Genomic DNA, 25,376 nt, shown 5'->3' with positions numbered 1-25,376 from the left:
ATTATACTATAAGCAGCTACCACGAGCAGTGGTAACTGCTTATTACCCTTTTAACAATGAATGCCCGCATTGATGATGATAGATTGAAAAAAAACTCAATTTGCGTCATTATGAGGCAGTTTTTTACCCCTAAATGGTGCGATATCAGTGCAAAAATCCAATTTCAAGCTATCAAAATCTGGTCCAACACAGTCGTCTAAACCTACTATTAGCACGCCTCCTTCACAGCAGCGCGGCTTGGTACTTAGTAGCCTGATATTAATTATTATCATCGCTGGCATGGTGTTGTTGGCATTATATTTGATCAAACTTGACCGTACCATTACTCAAAAATTTGAAGGCAAGCGCTGGGATATCCCTGCCAAAGTATATTCACAGCCGCTTGAGCTGTATCAAGGGGCAAACGTCGATAGAGACACAATGAACACGTGGCTGGAGCTTCTAAACTATCAAAGCAATGCCTCCTACGATCGCACAGGTACTTATCACAGAGTAGACAACACTTACTTCATCCATACTCGTGGGTTTAGTTACAGTGCCAACGATACAGACGCCGAGCAGGTCATTAAAATGACTATCTCGGGCAACAAGATCGCCTCAATTCAAAGCACACTGCCCGCTGAAAGCGGCATCATTCGCTTAGAGCCGGTGAATATCGGTGGTATCTATCCAGATAGCAACGAAGATCGCTTGGTAGTGTCATTGGATGACGTGCCGCAACCATTAATCGATGCATTGATTGCTACCGAAGACCGTGCTTTTTATGAGCATCAAGGCGTATCGATACGCGGCATCGCACGAGCAGTATTGAATAACTTTTCTGGTGGTTCTATGCAGGGTGGCTCAACCATTACCCAGCAGCTCATCAAAAACTTCTATCTCAACTCAGACCGTACACTCAAGCGTAAAGCCAACGAGGCTCTGATGGCTGTCTTGCTTGAGCTGCATTATAGCAAAGATGAAATCCTACAGACTTACCTGAACGAGATATACTTAGGGCAGAACGGCAACCGTTCTATCAATGGCTTTGGTTTGGCTTCGCAGTTTTACTTCAATAAACCACTCAAAGAACTGCGCATTGATCAGCAGGCAATGCTGGTCGGAATGGCAAAAGGTCCGAGTATATATAATCCACGCCGTCACCCAAATGATTCAAAAACACGCCGTGACGTGGTACTCGATAACATGCTAACGGTAGGCACTCTCAGCCAAGAAGAGTACGATGCAGCCCTAGAGCAGCCACTTGGTATCGTGGAAAAGCCCGTCGAAGGCAAAAGCCAGTTCCCTGACTTTTTGGATATCGTCAAGCGTGAGCTGAATGACGTCTACTATTCTGACGATCTCAAAAACGAAGGGCTGGTTATTATCAGTACTTTAGACCCGATTGCTCAGCTGGCTGCAGATGAAGCCGTTGACAAGAAACTCGGTGAGCTTCGCCGTAATAACAGCAGGACTGAAGAGCTACAAAGCGCTTTGGTAAGCGCGAACCCTGAAACGGGTGAACTGGTATCTGTAGTGGGTAGCGGCAGCGCATTTACTGGCTTTAACCGAGCTGTCGATGCCAAACGCCAAGTGGGCTCCTTATTAAAGCCTGTCATATATATGACCGCGCTTGAAAGTGGTCGCTATAACTTGGCAAGCTCAATTGATGACTCCCCCATTACGGTTAATCTGGGTGATGGCAGCAAATGGAACCCAAAAAACTACTCTAATCGTGACCATGGTTATGTTCCATTGACCACAGCCCTTGCTAACTCCTATAACCATAGCGCCGTCCGCTTGGGTATGGAGTTTGGTGTCGATACTTTTGCTAGACAGTTGCAACGCTTAGGCGTCCAAGAAGAAATTCCACCTTATCCTTCAACGCTATTAGGCTCCATCAACCTCAGCCCGATGGATATGCTTGGTGTCTATCAGGTCTTTGCTACTGGTGGTTTCCGCACCCCTATCCATAGTATCCGTACGGTGGTGGATGATCGTGGGCGCATATTACAACGCACTGGGCTAAACACTCAGCGCAGCATTCCACCTGAGACCAATTTTTTAACCAACTACGCATTGCAACAAGTGGTATCAAACGGCACTGCTAAACGTGCGCAATCACTTGGTAGCAATTTAAATCTTGCTGGTAAGACAGGAACGACCAATGACTATCGTGATGCTTGGTTTGCAGGTTATAGTGGCAACTATGTCAGCGTAGTTTGGGTTGGTCGTGACGATAATGAGCCAATCGGATTAAGTGGTGGTTCCGGTGCCTTGCCTGTCTGGGTTGATTACATGAATCGTTTAAAGCTGACACCTGTCGCCTTGCCTGAACCTGAAGGGATAGAATGGTTGTGGCTAGAAAACAATTCAGGCAAACTGTCTAACGAACGCTGCGAAGATGCGCGTTATTTGCCTATACTATCTACGCACTTACCAGAAGAAGCCAGCAGCTGCGCCATCAACTTGTACCAGCAAGAACGTGCTCGCGAACAGACTCAATGGCAAAACCAGCAAGAAGCGATCAACCAACAACGCCGCGATGCAGGCTCAGAAACTTCAGAGGATGACGCCGGTGATGCAAATGACGGTGATGCAGATACTTGGTATGACCGTGCCGTTGAATGGTTCTAAAACTTACGAAACTCAGATTACGAAACTTAGAAAAGGGCTCTAGCATGCTGTCATTTATGAAGCAAAGTATCTCAAGTGAAAAAGCCACTACGGCAGAATTAAAGCAGCTCAAATCTATTAAGACAATCGTTGCAGCCAGTGCTTTTTTGGGTATATTTAGTCTGAGCGCCTGCCAAACTGTGCCTAGCAGCCCTTCTGAGATAGCAACCACGACCAGTCAAACAACGACACCAGCGCCGCAAGACACACCCGATTCCACGCAATCTGCTGAGACAAGTACTACTGAACCAACGACCGTAACTCAAATACCCACTGTCAGATCTACCGATGACAGCCGTTTGCCAACTGAGAACGAAGAATCGTCGAACACTTATGAATCCTCAAACCCACTGACACAGGATGTACCTGTGTGGTCACCTACGCTACCTGAGCCGGAACCAATCATTGTGACGCCGTCGCGAGAGGGTTACGAATATACGCCACCCGAACCAGCAGCTCCTTCACGCAATGATCTATTAGAGCGTGCCAGAGCAAACTCACAGCAACAGACTCAACAGGCATCCTCTAATAACAGTAACCTGCCAGCGTTTCGCAATCTGATGCAAAGAGGTGTCAGTCAGTTAAAATCTGGCGATCTGACCAATGCAGAAACCAGTTTTACCCGCGCACAACGCTTAGAACCCAGATCTTCTGCAGTGTATTTTTATTTGGCACAAGTTGCTTTAAAAAAGAATCAGCCACGTAAGGCGGAAGCGATGGCTCGTCGTGGACTTAGTGTCTCTAGAGATACTAATCGCAGACAAGCATTATGGCAAGTTATTCTAAGATCAGGGCAGGCGCAAGGCAATTCACGTGTGATCAAAGAAGCTCAGCAAGCCTTGCAGTAGTATACACCAAGCCCAACCAACGACTTAATACATAAGTAGCTATTGTAAAAATACATCAGCTACTTTTTATTTTAGACCTACACCTACTTCCTAACCCTCTTTTACTCAGCTTAAGGTTATCTTTATGGCATGGCAACAACTACATTTACAATGTGAGAAAGCAAACGTCGACTTGGTCGAAACCCTGCTGTTAGATGCTGGTGCGCTATCCATCGCACTAGATGATGCAGGTGACCAGCCTTTGTTCGAGCCATTACCAGGTGAGTCGCCATTATGGGACGAAGTCATCCTAACGGGATTATTTGATGCGGGCACGGATGCCGGTAGTCGCCAGACTGTTGAGCAATTGAGTCATGACATCGCAGCACAAGTACAAGCCACCCGTACTTGGCTCAGCGCTGTCGATGACAAGGATTGGGAGCGCGAGTGGATGAACAACTATCACCCGATAGAGTGCGCGAATAACTTATGGATAGTCCCTAATTGGATAACCCCGCCTGACCCTAAGGCAGTGAACATCATTATGGATCCAGGCTTAGCCTTTGGTACTGGTTATCATGCCACGACTCGTTTGTGCCTTGATTGGCTCACAGAGCAAGACCTAACAAATAAAGTTGTGATTGACTATGGTTGCGGCTCTGGCATTTTAGGTATTGCAGCCTTGTTATTAGGCGCGCGCCAAGTATATGCGGTCGATATCGACCCACAAGCCGTATTGGCAACCAACCAAAATGCTGATCGCAATCATGTCGGCGATCGTCTACAAGCATTCTTACCAGAGGCGTTTAGCGACTATTGCACAGAAAATGACGTTCTACCGGTAGAATTTATCGTTGCCAATATTCTAGCCAAACCACTGATCGGCTTAGCCCCTTATTTTGCCACATTAGCTACAACTGAAAGTCGTATCGTATTGGCTGGCTTGATCGAATCGCAAGCTGAACAAGTCATTGCTGCTTACCAGCCTTATTTCAAACTTGATCCACAGCACGCGTTTACTGCCCAAGAAGATCAACACTGGCAACGTTTAACTGGTATATTCACAGACTAGCAACAATCATTTACATCTGTTACGATATAGGGTGAACAAATATCATGTATATTTCACCCTTTTTCTTAGGGTCAATAATAGGCAGCTATTGGTGGATAAGTAGACGGTACTGATCACCATAATTTTTTTGGATTCGACCTTATGACCACATCAATTAAAACCCAGTGCCCTCATTGCCAAGCCTACTCTGAAGTGAGACAAAATCAGTTAGACCATATAAACACCAGTGTTAAATGCGACCATTGTCTTCAACGCTTTTTAATTAATAAGCATCTTGTGGTAGCTCCTGAAAAAATAACAGCATCTTCTGTTAACGCTGATCTAACAACTCATTCGTTATCTTCCCACTCATCCAAACCATCACAGACAACGATAAAAGCGGGTTTCAACAGTGTGAATCAGAGTAATACCGATATCAATGGACCAACAGAAGATTTTTCAGAGTATGACTCACTAAATACTATGGATGCCTGGTTAACTCAGGAAAGCAATACTAATCATAGCAATAACGTTTCGGTGGCCAACACCCATAAAAATATTGATGATAAGGTTGGAAGTCCGTGGCTCGAACAATATTTTGAAAAGAAGCATCATGAAAATACAGCTCAATCTAAGGCAGACTTGTCACAAATACTGCTTGATATGGGCGTGCCTTTCACAGAAAAATACAATACCGATGATGAACGATTAAATAACATTCAAGCAACGTATACGCCAACGCCAACGAAATATTCTGCTATAACCATACTGTGGGTGTTTGGATGCTTGATATTAGTCTTGCTACTTCTTGCCCAGTACGTCATTTTTCATCTGGAAACATTGGTTAAACATCCTGCTCATGCAGATCGCTTACACACCATATGTTCGGTTGCAGCCTGTAGTTTGCCCAATGCTGACCTAAACTCATTTACTATAACTGGTATCAAACATCAAACCAGCCAAATCCGAACCCAAGGTACCTATAGTGATGTCAGCGCCACCATAAATAATCAAGACGATAAAGCTCAGCTCTACCCTAATATCAAAGTCAGTGTTTATGGATCAAACGACTTGATTGGAGAGTTCATCGCCGCGCCAGACGACTACCTGTTAGGCAACCAACGTCAATTAACTGCCAACAACCGTCAACAAGTTATGTTCACCATACCAGTGGCCAACACTCAAATTAGCAACGTCACCGTAGCACCTATCTACTGAACCAAATTTTAAAAACACGATATCACAAGATATAGTGTCAAAAATTATGCCTTTTAATCGATAACACGGTCAAGATACTGAGCAATCTGTCCGCTCACTACACATTAATTTGATATAATAGCTATCTGATAGCTTATGGTTTGATTTTTCCAACTCCAAGGACTTTATCCTATGGCACCCCATGCGCAGCATCATGCCAGTCATTTTACTACCAGTTCTGAATACCCTGCCGACTATACTGAAAACAACTATCCATCTCCTCAGGATTTTGAGTTGTCTTTAAACAGTCATGCCAATACAGCGCAAGAACCACTTCGAGTTCATGTAGAGCGCGTAGTACGACAGTATTTTGCTATGTTAGGCGATGATGTACCGACTGATTTGTACGATTTGATCTTGAAGCAAGTCGAAGAACCGCTTCTATCTGTAGCGCTTGAACAAACCCGCGGCAACCAAACCAAGTGCGCAAAAATACTCGGTCTTAATCGCGGTACATTACGGAAAAAACTCAAAACTTATGACCTGATGTAGTACAAACGATATGAGTTTACTTATTCCCACTCACAATCATTATGCAGGACAATTTAGTATTGATGATCTCATTAACCGTGAGTTTGTTCGTCATAATTGTCGTCATCACTTTGCCAGACGTTAACGTCAGGCTTTTTTATGGAAGTTTTTTTATGAGCACAACCCCACTTGCCTTATTATCAGTTTCTGATAAGTCTAATATTGTTGAATTTGCTCAAGGCCTCATCAAAGCAGGCTTTGGCTTATTATCTACTGGCGGCACTTATCGATTACTCTCAGAAAACAACGTCTCTGTGACCGAAGTATCAGACTATACTGACTTCCCTGAAATGATGGATGGCCGTGTTAAGACGTTACACCCTAAAATTCATGGTGGCATCTTAGGGCGCCGCGGTACTGATGACGCTGTTATGGACGACCATCAAATCGAGCGTATTGATCTGGTTGTAGTGAATCTCTACCCATTTGCAGAAACCATCGCGCGCGCTGATGTAACAATGAATGATGCCATCGAAAATATTGATATTGGCGGCCCTACGATGGTACGATCGGCAGCAAAAAACCATGCCCACGTCGGTATCGTGACAGACCCTTCCGATTATGAACGCGTGCTGACTGCATTAGGTGACGGTACTGAGCTTACCACTGCCCTACGCTACGATCTAGCAGTCAAAGCATTTGAGCATACAGCACAATACGATGGAATGATTGCAAACTTCCTGGGCAAGCGTGTCAATGAAACCCAAGAGCCAGACAACTTCTCACGTACATTCAACGTGCAGCTCGAAAAAGCACAAGACTTGCGTTACGGCGAAAACCCACACCAAAATGCAGCGTTTTATACTGAAAACCAGCCGCTTAAAAGCCAACAAGCTTCTATTGCGACTGCTAAGCAATTACAGGGCAAAGCACTTTCATATAATAATATTGCCGATACTGACGCAGCACTTGAGTGTGTGAAAGCCTTTATCGATCCTGCCTGTGTCATCGTTAAGCATGCCAATCCTTGTGGCGTGGCTGTCGGTGATGATCAAGTCGCCGCTTACAACACCGCTTTTAGCACTGATCCTGAGTCTTCTTTTGGTGGTATTATTGCTTTTAACCGTCCATTAACTCTAGCAGCAGCTAAAGCAATCATCGCCAACCAGTTTGTGGAAGTTATCATCGCACCTAGCATAGAAGACGGTGTGCTTGAAGCCACTGCTAGCAAGAAAAATGTCCGTGTATTGGTATGCGGAGAGTTACCAGCACCAGCTCAACGTGATGCCCAGCTTGACTACAAGCGTGTCAATGGTGGACTACTCGTTCAAGAGCAAGATCTTGGCTTGATTACAGCTGATGATTTAAAAATCGTGACCGACGTACAACCCACTGAAGACCAAATCGCTGATCTGTTATTCAGTTGGAATGTGGCAAAATATGTCAAATCTAACGCGATTGTTTATGCCAAAGGTCAACGTACGATTGGTGTCGGTGCAGGTCAGATGAGCCGTGTTAATTCAGCTCGTATCGCTGCTATTAAGGCAGAACATGCTGGATTGGAGACAGAAGGGGCCGTGATGGCATCTGATGCCTTCTTCCCATTCCGTGATGGCATTGATAACGCCGCTGAAGTTGGTATCTCAGCTATCATCCAGCCAGGTGGCTCAATGCGTGATGATGAAACGATCGCTGCAGCGAATGAGCACGGTATCGCAATGGTATTCACTGGTATGCGTCATTTCCGTCACTGATATACTTCAGTTGTTACTTTAGAGAATATCAAGATACGTTGCTCTTATCTATTATAAACATCAACGATATCTCAAAAAAAAAGCCACTGTAATTTACAGTGGCTTTTTTTATTTGAGGCTTAAAAGTATCTACCGCGAGCGATAATCCACGCTTCTAGTGACCTTGTGCATTCGTCATATTGGATTCATTAATCTCAACCTGATACACCAATCGTAAATAGTCCAAGTAATCCTGTAGCTGATCTTGGCCCAAGTTGTCACGAACGATACTTGCGGTTTGCGCTCGTTCAGCATCAGACAGCACTGACTGTTGCTCTGTTTCGATACGATCTCCGACCAGTAGACTTGCACCAGCTTCAGTTTCACTGACCATGGTAACGACTGCATCAGCCTCTGCCTGTTGACTGAAAGCCATTCCTCGTTCTTTTTCTGACAAGACGGTGGTTTGACGATTCAACTCACCTAATGACTGAAAGCTGATAGATTGGTTACCGATATCACTCGGTGTTTTAATACCTGCAGCTACTGCCTCCGCCTCTTCTAATGCCAATGCCGTGGCTTTTTGCTGACGAAGTAATTGAGTAATTCTTGGTGTCGCCGCAGATAAAGACAATGTCTCAGTCGGACGATAATTGCTTGGCTGGACCCATACCTCACCGTCTCCTACTTCGATGCCCGCAGTCACTGCTTGATCCTGAATCGTGAACTCATCAAAAGCTTGATTGATCACGGCTGGTTGTGACAGGGCCGATCTGTTATTTTCTTTACGGTAATCTTCGATATTTCTCAGCGTCACATTTTCTTGCTGAGCGATGTCTTCGATACCAAAGCCGTCTGCCGCTAGATCGTTTATCGATGTTACTTTATCAGCGTAAACTTCCTGACGCTTATACTCTATTGCTCTAGCTGTTAGCTCTTCACGCATACTCTCTAAACTAGGTACTTCGCTGCTATTGTCTTCGGTTACTGTAAATAACTGGTAACCAAAACTGGTTCTAATCGGGGCAGAGACATCGCCCACACTCAGACCTTCTAAAGCTTGTTCTACCGCTTCAGCATCATTACCAAATACAGAGGCATTAAAACGTCCAATATCACCACCTGTTTCCCCTGATGGATCATCCGACTCTGCTGCAGCCAAAGCTGCAAAAGACTCCCCTTCGTTTAAGCGCGCTTTGATGCTTTCTGCTCTGCTCTGAGCATCATCACCTGTGAGTAGAATCTGGCTAACTCTGCGCTCATCTTCCACGCCCAGCTCTTGCTTGTAAGCGTCATACTGCTGCTGCAATTCTTCTTCATTGACATCTTCCACTTGGACGGTTTGTGGACTTAATTGAATATATGCCAGATCTACCATCGCTGGGCTTTTTAACGTATCTTGATTGGCATCATAATACGACTGTATATCGCTATCGCTTAATGTCACTTCATCTACATAATCTTGCCAATTAAAACGATGCAGCCAAATATTGCGTGACTCTAGCTGTAAGTCAATCAATTGACTCACCCCTTCCATCGGATAAATAGCAGTACCAACGATACTGGCATTTAGCTGATCGAGACTTAACTGGTTTCGAAATTCAGAAAAAAGCTGATCTTTTGTCATACCACGCTGATGCAAGAAGTTTGAAAACTGATCGTTAGAAAAGTTTCCATCGGCATCTTCAAAAATCTCTTCTTGACGCAACAAACGATTAATTGTGTCATCAGAAACAGTCATGCCAAGCTTACCCGCTTGCTGCTCCAATAGCGTCCGATCGATCAGGCCTTTTAACACCTGTTCGTGCAGCACATCTTCATTTAACAGACTGGCATCATCAACGTCCTCTAAGATTTCAGTACGACGATTATTGACCGCAGTCTGAAACTCAGACAGCCCTACACTCGAATCACCCACTTGAGCGATTTGGTTTGGGTCGATACCACCGCCAAAATAGCTTTCGACACCCAGTAGCGCAAGCGGCGATAGACATAAAACCAATAAAATGCGACCTGGCCAGGTTTTTAAGAAATCGCGCAATTTATCCATAGTTATCTCTGCTTTATTAACCTATGTTGATGAAAAACCATTGTAATATTATTTATATCGATGCTATCTAAGCTGGCAATGGTCAAAATAAGGGCGTGTGTAGCTTATTGATAAAATTACAAATTCAATCGATAAGTACTGGATGTAAACAATAAATCCGTAGCGCGCCCTATGATACGTGATTTTTGAGACATACTCAAAATATTCATGATTTCAGTTACTGTTTATAGCCACTATTTATAGTCACTAACCCAGAGTTACTAATCTATAGATAGCCATAAAAAAAGCACCTAAATACTAGGTGCTTTTTGGTGCTTAGCTCGTAACTTAGCATATAAGCAAATCTATGAGCGACCATTTATTTATCTGCCGACAGACACCAGTTTTTTAACGAATATCACATTATATTTTAGTATCTGTCTAGATAAGAAGCAGTTTAATTGTAGTAGCCTATAGATAAAAGAACAGCTTAGTTTAAGCGCTCTTTTAAGTTTTTGCCTGCTTTAAAGCTTGGTACTTTGCTCGCTGGAATATCAAGTGCGTCACCAGTCTTAGGGTTACGGCCTGTACGAGCTTTACGATCTTTTACGCTGAAAGTGCCGAAGCCAACCAATGAAATGCTATCACCAGCTTCCAATGCTTCGCCAACACTTTCCATTACAGCATTTAACGCATCACCAGCTTGGGTTTTGTTTAGACCACTTTTGTCTGCGATGCTATCGATCAATTCTGACTTATTCATAAAAATTCCTTCAAGTTTAAGGGGGTAGTACACGCTCACGCCAGGTATTGTAACGCTCTCAAAGCAGTTAAGCAATAAAAACCACCTGACTCTCAAATTAACGGGTTTTGCTTTGTTATCGTATTTATATCAAGGCGACATAAGGAGCGCAAGCGATTTTACATATTTTTGAACACCAAACTACTTATTTGATAAGTATTTCACGCTTGATGTGTCATAAAATACTCGCGTGCTTTTTCCAAGTCGCCATTTTAGCTAAACTGGCTTAACTATCAATCAATGGCTGTATCCTTTCAGTTACCGCCAGACCATACTATACATAGCCAGTCACAAATACCAGTGTCTTTATTACCAGGTAAATTGTAGAGTATTACTTTGCTAGCAGGTAGAAACTTGCGTTACTTTTTATAGTAAAGACGTTACTATAAGCAAAATCTTATCGCACATTCTGGGTTTGTCTGGACTTTTGATTGTTTTTGCACCCGCTAATTTGCCAAATAAAACGGATTATCTACATGAAACGCTCTACGTTGTCTCATTCTTTACTCAATATCATACTGGTGTTCATCGAGTCGGCGCTGACATTGTTACTACGTTTAGACCCCGAATTACGTAAAGCCGCTTACCCGCTTGCCAAGCAAGATACTGTCGTGGCGCTACGTCTATACCTACCACACGTAGAGGTTTTTGCTTCTTTTAGCACCAAAGGAGTGTTGTTAGACGCTCAGCTACCAGTGGGTCGCAGTGAACCTGATGTCGTTATCAATGCTTATAGCATCCAAGTCATCAACGCCATCACCACACATGATAGTGAAACCACCGAAAAGCTACAAATGCGTGGCGAATCTAATCAAGTTCAGTTAGTGAAACAGTTTATCGTCCAGCTTGGTTTCGGCACTTTAATCCAGAGCCTGATTAAGAAAATCAAAGGGGCCAATGACAAACCAAAGCCTTCTGAATCAGAAATGGCAGAAAAGAAAGAAAACTATAAACTGCGTATTAACGAGCAACAGACTCAAATCAATACACTGACCATTAAAAACCGTGAGCTTGAAACGACGGTGAAAGAACTACAGAGCAAACAAAAAATGCTGACGATTGTCACTGCCACTGCCCTTATCATTATGATGGGTTCGATTGTGGCGCTGATCATCAATTAACTTCTTAGAAAAGCACTCCAAGCGTTTAGCAATATGACTCGTCCACTAAGTGACTTATTAATACACAACTTCTATTAATATATAACTTAATGATAGGTGACCTGCTTCAAATAACTAGCTACCTGCAAGTAAATCACTACTAAGACACTTCCAAAAGATCAAGCGCTCGATACCTACTGTATGGTATTAAGCGCTTTTTTATGCGTACATATGAAATAGAGAAACTGGCTCAAGAGCGTAAATTTTGGACATCTGAATAGAAAGGACGGGTTCTTTTCTCCTAGCGCCTACCCTCAATATATACTTTCAGTTATACATCATTGTTTTTATCAATCACCGTCATAAGCTAGATTTACCATTCGACCACATTTTAATCTTGACTAAAATACTCAGGATTAAGTATAATTGACTCAATCGTTACAGGCACCGAGCTAATCATTCGTTGCTCAACAACGACAAGAAACAACCTAGCTTTCGGATGGTGAAAGCAGTTGCTTACGTGACATATTTTATATTAGCTTCTAAAGATCCATCTCACTGAAACTGTTGTTAAATAAACATGATATTTAAGTTTGGAGATGACACATGCGTTTGACTACTCGAGGCAGATACGCCGTTACTGCTCTGTTAGATTTGGCGTTACAGACCAGCCAACAAGACAGCGCTGTATCCTTATCTGACATAGCCAAGCGACAGTCAATCTCCATCTCTTATCTCGAGCAGTTATTTTCCAAACTACGTAAGCATGGGCTTGTTACTAGTATCCGCGGCGCAGCAGGTGGTTACCTCTTAGCCAAACCGTTAGAAGAAATAAACGTGATGAGCATCATCTCTGCCGTCGATGAGTCAGTTAACGCGATGCAATGTGAAGGACGTGGTGACTGTCAAGGTGGTACAATGTGCCTAACCCATGAATTATGGGACGCATTGTCAAATCATATCGAACAGTACTTGAAAAATATAACTTTAGCGCAATTATTAGACATGGAAAACGTGCAATCAGTATCAGAACGACAGCACGCCTCTATACAAGAGATATCCATAAAAGACATAAACACTATTACATTATCGAACAGCGAGGCAAACCCAGCATGAGCCAACATAACAACCTTATATACTTAGATTATGCCGCCACTACGCCAGTTGCCAAGTCAGTAGCTGCCAAGATGAGCGAATATCTGACTGTAGACGGCATCTTTGGTAATCCAGCCTCGCGTTCGCATGGCTACGGCTGGCAAGCTGAAGAAGCAGTAGAGACAGCACGTCAGCAAGTCGCTGAAGTGCTAAACGCTGATCCACGCGAGATCGTCTTTACCTCTGGTGCAACAGAGTCTGACAACTTAGCTATCAAAGGTGCAGCGCATTTTTATCAGTCTCGTGGTAAGCACATTATTACTAGCAAGATCGAACACAAAGCAGTACTAGATACCTGCCGTGAGCTTGAGCAAGAAGGTTTCGAAATCACCTACCTTGAGCCACAGCCAAGCACTGGCTTGATCTTGCCAGAGCAAGTTAAAGCTGCACTTCGTGATGATACTATTTTGGTTTCTCTCATGATGGTAAATAATGAGCTCGGTACGGTTACCGATGTTGCCGCTATTGGTGAAATTACTCGTGAAACAGGTGTCGTGTTTCATGTCGATGGCGCACAGTCTGCTGGCAAAGTACGCATCAACCTAGAAGAGATGAAAATTGACTTGATGAGCTTTTCAGGCCATAAAGTATACGGCCCTAAAGGTATCGGCGCATTATTTGTCCGTCGTAAGCCACGTATTCGTCTAAAAGCAGAGCAGCACGGTGGTGGTCATGAGCGTGGTATGCGTTCAGGTACGCTACCAACGCATCAAATCGTTGGGCTTGGCGCAGCATTTGCCCTCGCTGACGAGCGCTTTGAAGAAGACCACGAGCACGTTGCTAAACTACGCCAGAAACTGTGGGACGGTCTCCAAGACATCGAAGAAATCTACCTAAACGGTAGCCTAGAAGACAGCGTACCCAATATTATCAATGTCAGCTTTAATTTTGTTGAAGGCGAGTCACTTATGATGTCGCTTAAAGACTTGGCTGTATCGTCGGGCTCGGCCTGTACGTCAGCGACACTTGAGCCATCATACGTATTACGCGCCATCGGTCGTCCTGATGAACTAGCACATAGCTCTATCCGCTTTAGCTTCGGCCGCTACACGACTGAAGAAGACATTGATATCATCGTTAAGCAAATGCATGAAGCAGTTGATAAACTGCGTGCCCTATCACCACTTTGGGATATGTATCAAGATGGTGTCGACTTAAATTCAGTGGAATGGGCTGAACACTAAAATTAAGCACTGGCTCGATAAACACTAGCTTAAACGGTTAAAGGGTAGCTACCCTCTAATAGTTAGCTACCAAATATATTTACGAAACGATTGATTAAACGATTAAATTAAGCGTTTGACCCCAATTATCGATGAGTCGATAGTGTTGTTTTAAAGACGAATAGTCTATCACTCATCCCCTAACTAGGAGAAAACCTCATGGCCTATAGTGACCAAGTTATTGATCATTACGAAAACCCACGCAACGTCGGCAACCTTGACAAAGGTGCTAAAAACGTTGGAACCGGTATGGTTGGTGCTCCAGCTTGCGGTGATGTGATGCGTCTACAGATACAAGTCGACGACAAAGGTATCATCGAAGATGCACGCTTTAAAACCTATGGCTGCGGCTCAGCTATTGCTTCAAGCTCTCTCGTTACCGAGTGGCTAAAAGGCAAAAGCTTGGATCAAGCTGGCGAAATCAAAAACAACGATATCGCTCAAGAGCTAGCGCTACCACCAGTAAAAGTACATTGCTCTGTACTTGCCGAAGATGCCATTAAAGCCGCTATTAGCGACTATAAAGGCAAGCACGGTGCAGCAGACGCAGTAGAAGAAGCAACCAGCTAATATTACCCGCCTAGCGTTGGTTATATTAGCAAAGTGACAGTAGCGACGTAGTAAGCGCTACTGACGCTGAAAAGGTGACAATAACACTACTGTAATTGTCACCTTTTACTTTCTAGCAGTTACTCAAGTAGTTGCTGAGACAATATTTTGGCAAGTTCATCACGATACTTGTCAGCTTAATATAGAGTTTTCTTAGTCGTTATTACCGATAACGTCATATCTAATTAGTATCTCTATTATCGATAGTCAATGGGAGTTGGCATGATTGAAATGACAGAACGCGCCGCTCAGCATGTTCGAGACTTTTTGGACAATCGCGGTACAGGCGAAGGCATTCGCGTTGGTATTCGTACAGCAGGCTGCTCAGGCTTAGCTTACGTTTTAGAGTTTGTGGACACGCCTGACGAAAATGACACGCGCTACGAAAGCCGCGGCGTGAGTATTTTTATCGATCCCAAAAGTTTGGTTTATTTAGATGGCCTGTTGATGGATTATGAAAAAGAGGGCCTGAACGAAGGCTTTAAATTCACCAATCCGAACCAAAAAGGCGAATGCGGCTGTGGCGAGTCGTTTACTATCTAAGGCCTTATCACGTTTGTGTGAGCCTATAATCATAGCTAAACGTAACCCAGTAGTTATTGGCAGTACAACATTTTATAATAAGTGAAAAAGCAAGGCGGTTGATATGACAGACATTACAGCAGAAGCACAGTTTGATAATTTCTTTGCTCTATTTGAACAGCCTGTACAATTCGAAGTCGATCAAAGCCGTCTTGACCAACAACTGCGTTTACTACAAAAACGCTATCACCCTGACAACGTGGCGAAAGATGTGGCAGATGCCACGCAAGCAAAGCAACAGTCAGAGCAAGCATCCGCACTGATTAATCAAGCGTACCAGACGCTTAGCTCACCTGATAGCCGTGCTAGCTATCTGCTAGGTCTTGCAGATCAAGGGCAAAATCTAGAGCACTCCATCGCCGATTTAGAGTTTTTAGAAGATGCAATGCAGATGCGTATTGATTTGGATGAAGCGATTGAAAACAAAGACCGTGCGACATTACAACAACTACATCCGCAGATCACACAACGTCTAACCAATCAATCCTCACGCTTCGGTATTGCCTATCAAAGCGAAGACTGGGAAACGGCCATTGATGCTACACAGAAGCTAAAGTTTTTAGTGAAGTTAAATGCTGATGTCACGACTGGTCTTGATGAAGTAGCAACTACCGAAAATCAGGATGATGACGACTTATACGTTTAGATAGGCCGTATAACAGTATCTATAGTCAGTGCTAACAGAGGTTAGTTACGAAGTTATAGACCGTAATTTTTATTGTGAGGCCATTATCATTATATATTAACGGTTAAAATAAAATCAGTGATACCGTATAATCGCTCACTATAAAAGCACAAGTATATTAGTGAAAAAAACCAAAACACTCTTCTGCTTTAATGCTGACAGCCCCACTCTCTATCAATGATGCAAGTACTATAATCGCATCGTTTCACTTACTTCATTTATCTCTTGAGTTATTTTATGTCTTTATTGCAAATTGCCGAACCCAATCAAAGCGCCCAGCCTCATCAGCATCGTTTTGGCCTAGGAATTGACCTCGGAACCACACGTTCATTGGTCGCGGTAGTACGCTCAGGCAAGGCGCAAGTCCTGGAAGCTGGTACTAACACAGATACTCTACTTCCATCTGTTGTCTATTACCCAGCCACTGGTACGCCACTTGTCGGCTATGATGCTCTCGCTCACTTAGCAGATGATCCGAAAAATACAATCGTATCCGCAAAACGCTTTATGGGCCGTAGTCAAGCTGATATAAAATTCTCACATCCTTATGAGTTGAGTGGTAATAAAGATGACATGCCAACCTTCGTTACTGCTCAGGGTGAAGTATCTCCTGTAGAGGTCTCAGCCCGCATTTTATCAGCACTTGAGCAACGTGCGGCAAGCTCATTACCAACCGATAGTATCGAAGGCGCGGTAATCACCGTACCTGCTTATTTTGATGAAGCTCAACGTCAAGCGACCAAAGATGCCGCACAAGCAGCTGGTATTCATGTGCTACGCCTATTAAACGAGCCAACTGCAGCGGCTGTGGCTTATGGGCTTGACCAAACCGACCAAGAAAACCCTAAAGAAAGCTACTACTTAATCTATGATTTAGGTGGTGGCACTTTTGATGTGTCTATTTTAAAACTCACCGACGGTGTGTTTGAAGTATTAGCAACGGGCGGCAATAGCGCATTAGGTGGGGATGATATTGATCGCCTGATGACCAATTGGTTAATCAAGCAGCTTGATATCGACCCTAAAGACGTCAGCCGTCATGATAAGTCGATACTTGCACAGCAAGCCAAAGCTTATAAGCAAGCGTTGACGGATGCTGAACATGTAGAGATTGACATCACTGTTAATGCACAATCTTATCAAGGCACGCTACAGCGTGAAGATTTGGTCACTATCGCCGAGCCAGTCAGTCGCCGTACCTTGAGTGTATGTGATCAGGTGCTACGTGACGCCAAACTATCCAGCAATGACTTAGATGAAGTGATTTTGGTTGGTGGCTCTACACGCATGCCCGCTATACAACAAACCGTGACTGAGTTTTTTGCCAAACAGCCACTTTGCCGTCTCAACCCAGATGAAGTCGTTGCACTCGGTGCAGCACAAACTGCGCATCAATTGGTGAATGGTGATAGTAACAATAATTTATTATTGTTAGATGTCACTCCATTATCGCTTGGACTTGAGACAATGGGCGGTTTGGTTGAAGTACTTATCCCACGCAACACCCCTATCCCTGTCAAAAAACGTCAAGTATTTACTACTTATCAAGACGGTCAAACTGGCATGGTCGTTCATGTTGTGCAGGGTGAGCGTGAAACCGTCGAAAACTGCCGTTCACTAGGGCGCTTTGAACTGTACGGTATCCCACCGATGAAAGCAGGGTTTGCTCGAATAGAAGTCACCTTTAGTATTGACACTAATGGCCAGCTTACCGTCAGCGCGCAAGAGACCACAACAAAAACAGAAAGTAAAATTGAGATTGTGCCTTCTTATGGACTGTCAGACGAACAAAAAGAGCAATTATTGGTCTCTGGCTTTCAACACGCAGAAGAAGATAAGAACGCACGCTCTTTAATCGAGACCAAAGTAGAGGCTGAACGCGAAGTACTTGCCTTACAATCTGCACTGAATGAGTTTGCTGACCTACTCTCTGCTGATGAGCAACAGTCACTGGCTGCACAAATCCAAGCAGTACAAGACTCGCTCAATACCGATGATTTAGCCACTATCGAGACGAAACAAGCAGAGCTTAAACCGCACAGTGATGCTTTTGCTGCTCGCATTATGAATCAAAGCGTAAAAGCCAGTATGTCAGGTACTAGCGCTCAAGACTGGTAACCATTCATTTATAAGGTGTGTCTTTGTTTTTGAACATGATGAGAAAAAAATGAAGAACACGCTTTAGTATTTTATATGCTTAAAACGTGGTTTAGCTACTACACTAAGATTGTATTTTTATTTTTTAATTGATTAGCACTGGAAAGACGATTTATGCCAAAAATTACCGTATTACCACACCACGAAATTTGCCCTGAAGGCACTGAAGTCGAGCTAGAATCAGGCACAAACTTGTGTAAATCGCTATTAGAAAAAGGCATTAAGATTGAGCATGCTTGTGAGATGTCGAAAGCTTGTACCACCTGTCACGTAGTTGTCCGCAAAGGGTTTAATAGCCTAGAGGAAATGGACGATATCGAAGCTGATTTGCTAGATCGTGCTTGGGGTTTAGAGCCTGACTCACGTCTTTGTTGTCAGGTCATGCTTGATGATGAGGACTTGACCATCGAGATTCCTAAATACACGCTCAATCATGCCAAAGAAAACCATTAATCCCATGCCATAAATAGAAGCACTAATACTGCCTCTAAGCACATTAAAAAAGCCAGCTATCTCGATGATAGCTGGCTTTTTGTTTGTACTGATTAACGCTTTTTTTTAATGCTTATTTTTAATACTATGATTGCATTTGCCAATCAAATGGCATCTGATGATGACCACGCAGCGCCATCATTAGCGTCTGCTGCATCTGTGCCAACACCTCTTTGGTATAAGGGACAGCCGTCACACCCCATACTGGGCTTGGCCACTGTATATCGTTTTGATAGCGAACTATATGATGAAAATGCAGTTGTGGAACTTGATTGCCCAATGCAGCGACGTTCATTTTATCTGCTTGAAAGGTCTTGGCAAGCTGGCTTGATAACCAGCTCGATTCACGTAAAAACTGCGCTTGGTCAGCCTCAGACAACTCATACAACTCTTTGATACCTGACACACGTGGTACCAGTATCAACCAAGGAAACTGGCAATCATTGATTAAACGACAGGTCGATAATGGAAAATCACCCACTAAAAAGCTATCAGCAGCAAGTTTATGATGAAGTTGGAACATAATGGGGTTCTCTTGTTATAAATCTTAAATAAAAATTAATAGGTAAAAGTGCAAAATACAGAACGTAAGTACTCATGCCCTAATAATGGCACTTTAGCAGACCAATAAGTTAAATATAATGTAGCGCTATTTTATCAGTTATCTAACCGATAAAATAGCGCCATTACTGATTGGCTTACTCTTTGACTCGGAGACTGCCTTTCTACCTAGCATGATGATGCAAAGTGACGAAAGCAAGCTAAGCAGATTCCTTTACCTTATGTTCGCTAAAGTAACCTAATAATTCTTCGATCATGGTGACCCTCTGCTGTGGCGTTGCCAGCTTATCGCTATCTTGATATCGAATACCTGACGCACCATTCATGCGATAACGCTGACCGTCTTTCTGAATCAACTTGATAATCGCCAACGCATCGACGGGTGTATCTGGAGCGAACTCTAATGTGAGACTATTACTATTAGCATCAATTTTATTGATATTTAACGGCTCTGCGAGCAAACGTAGTCTATGAACAGCAAAAAGTTGTTTGGTTTGGTCTGGCAACACGCCAAAGCGATCGATCATTTCGGTACGGATATCTGTCAATGCGTCCTTGTCTTCAGCATTGCTAATACGTTTATAAAATAACAATCGTTGATGCACATCGTGTAGATACTCTTCAGGTATCAATGCCGAACTGTGCAGGTTTATCTCACTGGTCAATGACAGTGGCGTGCTTAAATCAGGCTCTTTACCAGCTTTTATTGCCTTGGTTGCACGCTCTAGCATGTCCATATAAAGGCTAAAGCCAATGGCTTGCATGTTGCCACTTTGCTGCTTACCCAGTATTTCACCTGCACCACGAATCTCAAGATCTTCACTTGCCAGCATAAATCCTGCACCCAACGTATTTGCACGTTCAATGGCGTGCAGACGACGCTTGGCATCACCTTTAAGACCTTTGATTGAAGGTACCAACAGATAGCAGTATGCTTGATGATGGCTACGACCTACCCGGCCGCGCAGCTGATGTAGCTGAGCCAAGCCAAACTTATCAGCGCGTTCTATAATGATGGTATTAGCATTTGGTACGTCAATACCTGTCTCTATGATGGTTGAGCAGACCAGTACGTTGAATTTTTTATGATAGAACTGCCCCATCACTTGCTCAAGTTGACGCTCTTGCATTTGTCCATGGGCGACACCCACTCGAGCTTCAGGAACCAGCTCCCGAATGGTTTCTGCCATACGCTCAATGCTGGCCACATCATTATGCAGCAAGTATACCTGACCGCCACGTAATAGCTCACGTAATATAGCCTCTTTCATCAGAGCATCTGTTTTTTGCATGACAAAGGTTTTAATCGCCAAGCGGCGAGCTGGTGGGGTCGCAATAATTGACATGTCACGCATGCCTGAGAGCGCCATATTAAGCGTTCTAGGGATTGGTGTCGCTGTCATTGACATGCTATCCACATCGGTCTGAATAGCTTTGATACGCTCTTTGTGGCGTACGCCAAAACGATGTTCTTCGTCGACAATCATCAAACCTAAATTCGAAAACTTCACATCTGGCTGCAAAAGCTTATGCGTACCAATAACAATATCTACTTTCCCTGCTGTTAAATCTGACAACACCGTATCTTGATGTTTTTTGCCACCAAAACGTGACAGCGTTTCGATACGTACTGGCCAATCTGCAAAGCGATCACGGAAGTTATCTTCATGCTGACCTGCTAGCAATGTTGTCGGTACCAACACGGCTACTTGATAGCCAGCACTGATCGCAATAAAAGCAGCGCGCATCGCAACTTCTGTTTTACCAAACCCAACATCACCGCAAATAAGACGATCCATTGGTTGGTTTTGCCTCATATCTTCCATCACCGCCTGAATGGCATTGGCTTGATCAGGTGTTTCCTCAAAAGCAAATTGACTGGCAAACAACTCATACTGCGATGGGTCTATCTTAAAATGAATACCTACTTTGGCTTCACGCCTTGCTTGCATGTTTAAAAGCTCAGCAGCAACATCATGAATCTGTTCAAAGGCTTTTTGTTTGGCTTTATCCCACTTACCCGTGCCAATCTTATGTAGCGGTGCCAACGCTGGATCACCGCCACTATATCGACTGATCATTTGCAAGCTTGCCACCGGCACATAAATACTCGCATCGTCCGCATACTTTAGGTGAATAAACTCTTGCTCACCATCCCCTACGTCTAAAGTAATCAGCCCGTTGTATCGACCAATCCCATGCTCTATATGAACCACTGGGCTGCCTTGAGTGATTTCGGTAACACTTTTGACTAAGAACTCTTCTGACACACCACTTTGTCGACGGCGGCGCGTTTGTAGTACTTGACGACCAAATAGCTGTGTCTCGCTGATGATTACCAAACGATTGGGAATATAAAGCCCACGCTCTATAGGCGCCACCGTCAGACCAATCTGCGGTAACTTATCGTTATTGATCATCGTATTAATATTGGCGGATAAAAAGTCTTCAAAGCTGTCATAAGCTTTGACATCGACTTTACCTTTAAACAGCTCTATCAAAATCTCACGACGACCTGCTGTTTCAGCCACCACCAAAACAGGCGTCGATGTATTAGCTTGTAATGCCAAAAAATCCAACAGTTCGCTAAGCGGCTCAGATTTTTGATGATTTACTGCCAGTTGTGGTGGTTCTTGTGCCCTCAGCGTGACCAGTCCAGGCTTTTTATGGCCAACCTGCTGACTCAGTGATGCGTCTTCGCCTATCGTGGCGACATCTGTCATAGACGTCAACTCATTACGTGCACTGAGAATGACTCGTGGATAGTGATTGAGATGCTCGTTAAAGGTATTTGCCAATAAATATAATAAGTCAGGCGCAACAATGGGCTTATCAATGTCGTGTCGACGCTCTTCATATCGGCGCTGAATCTGCGACAAATAATCAGCCTGCTTCTCACCAATCATTTCATCAACGATAAATAAGGCGTTATTTGGCAAGTAAGAAAATAAGCTACTCTCAGCCTTCCAATCTTCTAACTCAAAAAACAATGGCTGATAATACTCCAATCCGCTCGTTGCAATACCCGCCATCACATCTTTGTGCAACTCGGATTTGCGACTGCTGGCATTAGGGAACATCGCAGCAAAATTCATGCGAAAAGTTTCTCGCCCTTCGTCAAGCGGAAACTCTTTTGCGGGGAGTATTTGAAATTGTTCAATTGGTTTAGAGATGTCAGGCAATTTATGCAATAACGACAGCGTTTCTTTAGCCGTACTGCTATCGTTGCCACTCATCATTGCTTTTAGATCATCAACGGTCAAGGTTCGCTGCGTTTGCGGATTGAAAAACCGAATCGTCTCAATTTCATCATCAAATAAATCTAAGCGCAGCGGAAAGGGCTGACCCATCGCAAAAATATCAATAATACTGCCACGTACTGCAAACTCACCTGGCTCAAAGACATTATCAACCGCACGGTACCCTGCTTTTGCCAGTAATTGACGTTGTGTGTTGATATCAAATCGATCGCCTACACTAAGATCAAAGTGCTGACCAATCAGCCAGCTCGGTGGTGCTACTCGATGCATCAACGCCTGTACAGAGATGAGTAACACCCCTGACGTTGGCATATCCGTCAGTAGATTGATACGCTCACTGACGATGTCTTGGTGTGGTGACAACTCATCATACGTCAGTGTCTCCCAATCAGGAAAAACATAAGCATCGACGCCACAAAACGCCAACTCAGTCTCCATTTGATTGAGTTGGTTTTGATCCCGCGTCACCACGACTTTCAATCGGTCATCGACACCCCAGGTCGTTGCTTGCACTAGGCTTGCTAACCACAAGCTACTGACTGCACCATGCACAGGTGACAACCAACGCCTTTCAGCGTTTTCAATAGGGAATAACTGCTGGTTAATAGGATTAAAAGCGTCAGTCAAAGCTGTGATAGGCATAAGAGATAGGATCAGAATTAATGAATTAGAAAGCTATTATACGAATATTTGCGCAATTACCAATACGATTTGACAAAACCAAACAGTTTGTTAGCATGGCGCGCTTTTGAAAATTACCGTTTTAAGCTAACTTTGTATGGTTAGCATTTGCTTATTTCCATATAGGCTTTACCTACTATCTCCTATAAATACTTCTAAATAAGTGCCAACTACTCAGTAATTTGTACTATTTATACACTTTCAAAAGCATTTTTACATTACCTAAAACCTAAAGCTTGTAGCTGCCAAAAACTATTGATTATCAATGAATAGTCGATACTTTGACGGTGTCCAGCTCAGCTAACTCATCAGGAGATTCGTCACCTATGAACGAGCAAAAACAGATCCCGAAACACCTTCTCGACAAGTTTCGCCGTAGACTTTATACCACTGAGCATAAAACTGGTGAAAATAACACCGAGATATTGGGTTTAGATTTACACAGACCTGTATTCTTCTTTACCGCTATTGCCGTTATTGGCTTTGTATTGTTTGCATTATTACTACCTAATATAGCGAACTCTTGGCTCAATGGTACCCAAGATTGGGTAGTCAATAGCTTTGACTGGCTGTTTATCAGCACAGCTAATATCATGGTGGTATTTAGTCTGATATTGATTGTATCCCCCTATGGCAGCATCCGCATCGGCGGTATAAATGCCAAACCTGATTTCAATCGGCGCTCGTGGCTCTCAATGCTTTTCGCAGCTGGTATGGGTATCGGTCTTATGTTTTGGAGTGTGGCTGAGCCATTAGCTTATGCAAGCGGTTGGGCAGGCACACCACTTGGGGTGGCAGCAGACAGCCCTGAAGCTTACCGTGCTGCTATGGGTGCAACTATGTACCATTGGGGTTTGCACCCTTGGGGCATCTATGCAGTAGTAGGTTTGTCATTGGCTTTATTTGCTTATAATTTCCGCTTTCCATTGACTATGCGCTCTGTATTCTATCCCATTTTTAAAGAAAAAACGTGGGGGTTGCCTGGCCATATTATTGATATATTAGCTGTACTAGCGACGATATTTGGTTTAGCAACTTCATTAGGTTTGGGTTCCCAACAAGCAGCCAGTGGACTCAACTATTTGTTTGGTTGGAATTTTGCGGGTAATTCACTTGAGATTGTTATTATAGTTGTCGTCACTGCTCTGGCTACAATATCAGTAGCACGCGGTCTTGATGGCGGGGTCAAGCTGTTGAGTAACGTCAATATGTTGGTCGCTTTAGCTTTGCTGCTATTTGTATTTTTCGTTGGTAACTCACTCGGACTGCTAAGCAAAATCGGTACCACCGTCGTTGATTACGCAACCTATATTATTCCCTTATCTAATCCTATAGGCCGCAGTGATGGTGATTTCTTTCATGGTTGGACCGTGTTTTATTGGGCATGGTGGATCAGCTGGTCACCATTTGTAGGTATGTTTATTGCTCGTATCTCAAAAGGCCGTACCGTACGTGAGTTTATTACCTCGGTGATGTTAGCCCCTACGCTTGTGACTATTGTCTGGATGACGGTATTTGGACAATCAGGATTGAGCCAATATGACAATCAAGTTGGCGAGCTGGCAGGTGGGGTTAGTGATGCCTCCTTAACCTTGTTTCAGATGTTGGCAAATCTTCCTCTAGGAACCATCACCTCTTTAATTGCTATTATTCTAGTAATGGTGTTTTTTGTGACCTCATCAGATTCAGGCTCTTTGGTGGTTGATACGATTACAGCAGGTGGTAAGCTTGAAGCTTCAATATATCAGCGTATATTTTGGGCTGTTGCTCAAGGCCTCATTGCTATTGCTCTTCTTTATGGCGGCGGTGCACAAGCTCTAAAAACCATTCAAGCAGGCTCGGTGAGTACAGGCTTACCTTTTACCTCGGTGTTGATCGTGATGTGTATTAGTTTATGGCTTGGCTTGCGTAGGATTTATAAGGCGCGAGAGCAAATGCTCTCGGAGCTTGAAAAGTATTAACGAATTGCTTATTTTCAACCAAATAAAACCCAGTTCTGTCATTGAACTGGGTTTTATCTTTAGAATCGTTCGTAATATATTTGTT

The 25,376-nt window shown here is 43.6% G+C and carries 19 protein-coding genes; 15 read left to right on the top strand and 4 right to left on the bottom strand.

From position 1 onward, the window contains the following. Positions 1-147 precede the first annotated feature (147 nt). The 6 genes from mrcB to purH all read left to right on the top strand — a co-directional run bounded on the left by mrcB (position 148) and on the right by purH (position 8,015). Entirely contained in the window at positions 148-2,616 is a 2,469-nt protein-coding gene (gene mrcB / locus L0J61_RS00960) for a penicillin-binding protein 1B (RefSeq protein WP_301464444.1), read from the top strand. 56 nt (positions 2,617-2,672) lie between these two features. After that, positions 2,673-3,503, top strand: coding sequence for a tetratricopeptide repeat protein (locus tag L0J61_RS00955; RefSeq protein ID WP_301464443.1), 831 nt, complete (start codon positions 2,673-2,675; stop codon positions 3,501-3,503). Positions 3,504-3,627: 124 nt separating this feature from the next. Continuing rightward, on the top strand, positions 3,628-4,554 hold the full coding sequence (gene prmA, locus L0J61_RS00950; RefSeq protein WP_301464442.1) for a 50S ribosomal protein L11 methyltransferase: 927 nt from the start codon (positions 3,628-3,630) through the stop codon (positions 4,552-4,554). A gap of 141 nt (positions 4,555-4,695) precedes the next feature. Beyond that, positions 4,696-5,751: a DUF3426 domain-containing protein gene (locus L0J61_RS00945; RefSeq protein ID WP_301464441.1), complete on the top strand. Its 1,056-nt coding sequence runs from the start codon at positions 4,696-4,698 to the stop codon at positions 5,749-5,751. A 273-nt stretch (positions 5,752-6,024) separates the two neighbouring features. Further along, the gene (fis, locus tag L0J61_RS00940) at positions 6,025-6,282 is read left to right on the top strand and encodes a DNA-binding transcriptional regulator Fis (RefSeq protein ID WP_301464445.1); all 258 of its coding nucleotides are present in this window, start codon (positions 6,025-6,027) and stop codon (positions 6,280-6,282) included. 152 nt (positions 6,283-6,434) lie between these two features. Next, positions 6,435-8,015: a bifunctional phosphoribosylaminoimidazolecarboxamide formyltransferase/IMP cyclohydrolase gene (gene purH / locus L0J61_RS00935; RefSeq protein WP_301464440.1), complete on the top strand. Its 1,581-nt coding sequence runs from the start codon at positions 6,435-6,437 to the stop codon at positions 8,013-8,015. 154 nt (positions 8,016-8,169) lie between these two features. On the opposite strand, the gene L0J61_RS00930 is transcribed toward purH, so the two are convergent. Both L0J61_RS00930 and L0J61_RS00925 read right to left on the bottom strand, forming a co-directional pair. Continuing rightward, positions 8,170-10,044, bottom strand: coding sequence for a SurA N-terminal domain-containing protein (locus L0J61_RS00930; RefSeq protein ID WP_301464439.1), 1,875 nt, complete (start codon positions 10,042-10,044; stop codon positions 8,170-8,172). 469 nt (positions 10,045-10,513) lie between these two features. Further along, on the bottom strand, positions 10,514-10,786 hold the full coding sequence (locus L0J61_RS00925) for an HU family DNA-binding protein (RefSeq protein ID WP_301464438.1): 273 nt from the start codon (positions 10,784-10,786) through the stop codon (positions 10,514-10,516). 515 nt (positions 10,787-11,301) lie between these two features. Between L0J61_RS00925 and L0J61_RS00920 the strand changes: the two genes are divergently transcribed. The 8 genes from L0J61_RS00920 (at position 11,302) to fdx (ending at position 18,789) form a co-directional block, all read left to right on the top strand. Further along, the gene (locus L0J61_RS00920) at positions 11,302-11,946 is read left to right on the top strand and encodes a hypothetical protein (RefSeq protein ID WP_301464437.1); all 645 of its coding nucleotides are present in this window, start codon (positions 11,302-11,304) and stop codon (positions 11,944-11,946) included. A 585-nt stretch (positions 11,947-12,531) separates the two neighbouring features. Next, on the top strand, positions 12,532-13,041 hold the full coding sequence (locus L0J61_RS00915) for an Rrf2 family transcriptional regulator (protein ID WP_301464436.1): 510 nt from the start codon (positions 12,532-12,534) through the stop codon (positions 13,039-13,041). After that, entirely contained in the window at positions 13,038-14,264 is a 1,227-nt protein-coding gene (locus tag L0J61_RS00910; RefSeq protein ID WP_301464435.1) for an IscS subfamily cysteine desulfurase, read from the top strand. Before L0J61_RS00915 ends, L0J61_RS00910 begins: the two co-directional genes overlap by 4 nt. A gap of 198 nt (positions 14,265-14,462) precedes the next feature. After that, positions 14,463-14,873, top strand: coding sequence for a Fe-S cluster assembly scaffold IscU (gene iscU, locus L0J61_RS00905; RefSeq protein WP_301464434.1), 411 nt, complete (start codon positions 14,463-14,465; stop codon positions 14,871-14,873). Positions 14,874-15,134: 261 nt separating this feature from the next. Further along, positions 15,135-15,455, top strand: coding sequence for an iron-sulfur cluster assembly protein IscA (gene iscA / locus L0J61_RS00900; RefSeq protein ID WP_301464433.1), 321 nt, complete (start codon positions 15,135-15,137; stop codon positions 15,453-15,455). A gap of 103 nt (positions 15,456-15,558) precedes the next feature. Continuing rightward, positions 15,559-16,140, top strand: coding sequence for a Fe-S protein assembly co-chaperone HscB (gene hscB / locus L0J61_RS00895; RefSeq protein WP_301464432.1), 582 nt, complete (start codon positions 15,559-15,561; stop codon positions 16,138-16,140). 276 nt (positions 16,141-16,416) lie between these two features. Beyond that, a complete protein-coding gene (gene hscA, locus L0J61_RS00890) occupies positions 16,417-18,297 on the top strand; it encodes a Fe-S protein assembly chaperone HscA (protein ID WP_301464431.1) in 1,881 nt (626 codons plus the stop codon). A 153-nt stretch (positions 18,298-18,450) separates the two neighbouring features. Continuing rightward, positions 18,451-18,789, top strand: coding sequence for an ISC system 2Fe-2S type ferredoxin (gene fdx, locus L0J61_RS00885; RefSeq protein ID WP_301464430.1), 339 nt, complete (start codon positions 18,451-18,453; stop codon positions 18,787-18,789). A 124-nt stretch (positions 18,790-18,913) separates the two neighbouring features. Here the strand turns inward: fdx and L0J61_RS00880 are convergent, their stop codons facing one another. After that, positions 18,914-19,351, bottom strand: coding sequence for an HIT domain-containing protein (locus tag L0J61_RS00880; RefSeq protein WP_301464429.1), 438 nt, complete (start codon positions 19,349-19,351; stop codon positions 18,914-18,916). A 238-nt stretch (positions 19,352-19,589) separates the two neighbouring features. After that, positions 19,590-23,291 (bottom strand): transcription-repair coupling factor, encoded by a 3,702-nt coding sequence (mfd, locus tag L0J61_RS00875; RefSeq protein ID WP_301464428.1) that lies wholly within the window; start codon positions 23,289-23,291, stop codon positions 19,590-19,592. A gap of 365 nt (positions 23,292-23,656) precedes the next feature. Between mfd and L0J61_RS00870 the strand changes: the two genes are divergently transcribed. After that, entirely contained in the window at positions 23,657-25,291 is a 1,635-nt protein-coding gene (locus tag L0J61_RS00870; RefSeq protein WP_301464427.1) for a BCCT family transporter, read from the top strand. Positions 25,292-25,376 lie beyond the last annotated feature (85 nt).

The organism is Psychrobacter sp., from assembly GCF_030457785.1.
Taxonomy (GTDB): Bacteria; Pseudomonadota; Gammaproteobacteria; order Pseudomonadales; family Moraxellaceae; genus Psychrobacter.
Note: the sequence above shows the minus strand (reverse complement) of the source record. Positions and strands in the feature narration are given on the sequence as shown.

Coding starts and splice junctions, on each gene's coding strand:
- L0J61_RS00955 (WP_301464443.1), top strand. CDS start 2,673: ATGAAGCAAAGTATCTCAAGTGAAAAAGCCACTACGGCAGAATTAAAG.
- prmA (WP_301464442.1), top strand. CDS start 3,628: ATGGCATGGCAACAACTACATTTACAATGTGAGAAAGCAAACGTCGAC.
- L0J61_RS00945 (WP_301464441.1), top strand. CDS start 4,696: ATGACCACATCAATTAAAACCCAGTGCCCTCATTGCCAAGCCTACTCT.
- purH (WP_301464440.1), top strand. CDS start 6,435: ATGAGCACAACCCCACTTGCCTTATTATCAGTTTCTGATAAGTCTAAT.
- L0J61_RS00930 (WP_301464439.1), bottom strand. CDS start 10,044: ATGGATAAATTGCGCGATTTCTTAAAAACCTGGCCAGGTCGCATTTTA.
- L0J61_RS00925 (WP_301464438.1), bottom strand. CDS start 10,786: ATGAATAAGTCAGAATTGATCGATAGCATCGCAGACAAAAGTGGTCTA.
- L0J61_RS00920 (WP_301464437.1), top strand. CDS start 11,302: ATGAAACGCTCTACGTTGTCTCATTCTTTACTCAATATCATACTGGTG.
- L0J61_RS00915 (WP_301464436.1), top strand. CDS start 12,532: ATGCGTTTGACTACTCGAGGCAGATACGCCGTTACTGCTCTGTTAGAT.
- L0J61_RS00910 (WP_301464435.1), top strand. CDS start 13,038: ATGAGCCAACATAACAACCTTATATACTTAGATTATGCCGCCACTACG.
- iscU (WP_301464434.1), top strand. CDS start 14,463: ATGGCCTATAGTGACCAAGTTATTGATCATTACGAAAACCCACGCAAC.
- iscA (WP_301464433.1), top strand. CDS start 15,135: ATGATTGAAATGACAGAACGCGCCGCTCAGCATGTTCGAGACTTTTTG.
- hscB (WP_301464432.1), top strand. CDS start 15,559: ATGACAGACATTACAGCAGAAGCACAGTTTGATAATTTCTTTGCTCTA.
- hscA (WP_301464431.1), top strand. CDS start 16,417: ATGTCTTTATTGCAAATTGCCGAACCCAATCAAAGCGCCCAGCCTCAT.
- fdx (WP_301464430.1), top strand. CDS start 18,451: ATGCCAAAAATTACCGTATTACCACACCACGAAATTTGCCCTGAAGGC.
- L0J61_RS00880 (WP_301464429.1), bottom strand. CDS start 19,351: ATGTTCCAACTTCATCATAAACTTGCTGCTGATAGCTTTTTAGTGGGT.
- mfd (WP_301464428.1), bottom strand. CDS start 23,291: ATGCCTATCACAGCTTTGACTGACGCTTTTAATCCTATTAACCAGCAG.
- L0J61_RS00870 (WP_301464427.1), top strand. CDS start 23,657: ATGAACGAGCAAAAACAGATCCCGAAACACCTTCTCGACAAGTTTCGC.